1 protein-coding gene is annotated in these 467 nt (G+C 43.3%); it reads left to right on the forward strand.

The features are described 5' to 3' along the window. On the forward strand, positions 1 to 251 hold a 251-nt coding region (locus C1J00_RS48705; RefSeq protein ID WP_281262813.1), incomplete at its 5' end, for a glycerophosphodiester phosphodiesterase family protein. Positions 252 to 467: the final 216 nt, after the last annotated feature.

The following is a 467-nucleotide window of genomic DNA, read 5'->3' on the forward strand; positions in this document are numbered from 1 at the left end:
GTATTGGTCCGGATTACCATATGTTGATTGAGGAAACATCGCAGCCGGGTAATATCAAACTCACTGGCATGGTGCAAGATGCTCAGCAGAATAAACTGGTAGTGCATCCTTATACCGTGCGGTCGGATAAACTGCCTGAATACACTACTGATGTGAATCAGTTATATGATGCTCTGTATAACAAAGCGGGTGTAAATGGGCTGTTTACTGATTTCCCTGATAAGGCAGTAAAATTCCTTAATAAAGAGTAATGCTACTGCAGGATGGCGTTCATGCGCCATCCTGTCTCATATCAAATTTTTCCATTCACCACGAGTTGTTCCGTACACGTTTGTAGTAAAAACAGTGGACTGCCTTCTACCGGCTTTTCTTTAGCCAACAACGAAATCTGTCGATAGAAGGTTGGTTCGTGAGGAACGGACACAATTCACCTGCAATGCTTTTCAGCGTTAACTCTGGTTGTAAGG

Source organism: Streptomyces cahuitamycinicus, from assembly GCF_002891435.1.
Lineage (GTDB): Bacteria > Actinomycetota > Actinomycetes > Streptomycetales > Streptomycetaceae > Streptomyces > Streptomyces cahuitamycinicus.